Source organism: Haliscomenobacter sp. (genome assembly GCF_040403615.1).
In the GTDB taxonomy this organism is placed as follows: Bacteria; Bacteroidota; Bacteroidia; order Chitinophagales; family Saprospiraceae; genus Haliscomenobacter.
Window position 1 is genome coordinate 1 of record NZ_JBBAKG010000258.1, and the last position, 1,726, is coordinate 1,726.

General features: G+C 50.1%; 2 protein-coding genes. Both read left to right on the forward strand.

What is annotated here, in order from left to right:
- Positions 1-355, forward strand: a 355-nt coding sequence (locus ABW391_RS29410; RefSeq protein ID WP_353485473.1) for a hypothetical protein, incomplete at its 5' end; no start/stop codon positions are given.
- A gap of 542 nt (positions 356-897) precedes the next feature.
- Positions 898-1,725: an ABC transporter permease gene (locus ABW391_RS29415; protein WP_353485474.1), complete on the forward strand. Its 828-nt coding sequence runs from the start codon at positions 898-900 to the stop codon at positions 1,723-1,725.
- Position 1,726 lies beyond the last annotated feature (1 nt).

Below are 1,726 nucleotides of genomic sequence, written 5' to 3' on the forward strand. Positions count from 1 at the left end.
AAAAAAACTCCGCGAAACTCCGCGTCAACTCCTTTACTCCGCGGTTAAAAAAACGCTTACGAAAAAAAGCTGGCATTGCAGCAGCACACTACCCCCAAAGCAACCCCAATGGGACACAAAAATGCCTTGCGGGCAAGGTTGTGCTGGTGATTACCAACCCCCAAGCCCCTGGAAGGCAGGGGCGATTGGTTTTGATTTTTATTCGTTGAAGCAGCTTCGCTGCTTGTTTTTTAATAACCGCGACGACGCGACGGCGCGACGGGAAGTGTGCTTCGCACACCTTTTTCGTCGTTTTACGTCGCGCATTTGGCGAAGCCAAATGAATCGTCGCGCCGTCGCGTCGTCGCGGTTATAAAAAACGATTGGGCGCAGCCCAATCCAAAATGGTTTAAAACCAGAACCAATCGACCCTGCCTGGAAGAGGAGACCAGCTTACGTTAGGTCGATATTCTACCTTTTTGAGCAAAAGTAAGATTTTTACTTACCGAAAATCTGCTCCCCTTCCAGGCGCTGGGGGTTCTGAAGTGCAGCTACAAATATCACAAGATTTTGATAATCAAAATTTTATAAATATTTTCAAGGCAATTTGGTTTTGATGTTTTAATGCGTTTACCCACCCCCCTCCACCACCCAACACAAAAAAAACACCCCCACTCTTTTGGTTTTTACCACATTCTTCGTATCCTTGCAGCACGCTGACCAACAGCCGTTCTTTCACCGCAATCGCGGTACCTACTCCGAAAAGTCTTTGCGACCTTTCGACGGCGAAGCCGTAAAACCTTCATACACCATCATCGTCATTCATCATTCGAATAATTCGTCATTCGCTAAATAGCACCCCATTCGTTATTCATCATTCGAAAAATTCCTCATTCGAATACTTCGTCACTCCCCAACATGACTGAACACCTCACCATTCTCGAAGCCGGACGGGCCGAAAAAAACTACTGGCGCGACCTTTGGCGCTATCGGGAACTTTTTTTCATCCTGGCCTGGCGCGACGTATCCGTACGGTACAAACAAACCGTGATTGGGGTAGCCTGGGCAGTCATTCGGCCCTTCCTGACCATGATCATTTTTACGGTCGTATTTGGGCGGGTGGCCCAATTGCCCACCGACGGCAGCGCACCCTACGCCCTGTTGGTGTTTGCAGGCATGCTCCCCTGGACCCTGTTTGCCACCTCCCTCGGCGAAGCCTCCAATAGCCTGATCGGCAATTCCAACCTGATCAGCAAAGTGTATTTCCCGCGCTTGATTGTGCCCACTGCGGCAGTAGTCACCGCTTTTGTTGATTTTTTGATCAGCTTTGTGCTCCTGGTGGGCATGATGATCTACTACCAATACGCACCCAGTTGGAATATCCTGCTTTTGCCCGTATTCATGGTCTTGGCCTTGTTGGCCAGCTTGGGCCCAGGGCTGCTCATGACCGCACTCAATGTCAAATACCGCGATTTTCGCTACATCATACCGTTTATCGTACAGTTTGGTTTGTACGTTTCCCCCGTGGGGTTCAGCACCAGTGTGGTACCCGCCGAGTGGCGACTGCTCTATAGCCTCAACCCCATGGTAGGCGTGATCGACGGATTCAGATGGTGCATCCTCGGCAATGACAGTACCATGTATTGGCCGGGGTTTTACCTCAGCCTGGCAGTCACCGCCTTGTTCCTGTGGTGGGGCATTGCCCTGTTTCGACGCATGGAGAAGAGTTTTGCAGATTTGATTTAAA

What these genes read in the sequence shown, in the direction of transcription:
- ABW391_RS29415 (WP_353485474.1), top strand. Translation starts at nt 898, where the DNA reads ATGACTGAACACCTCACCATTCTCGAAGCCGGACGGGCCGAAAAAAAC.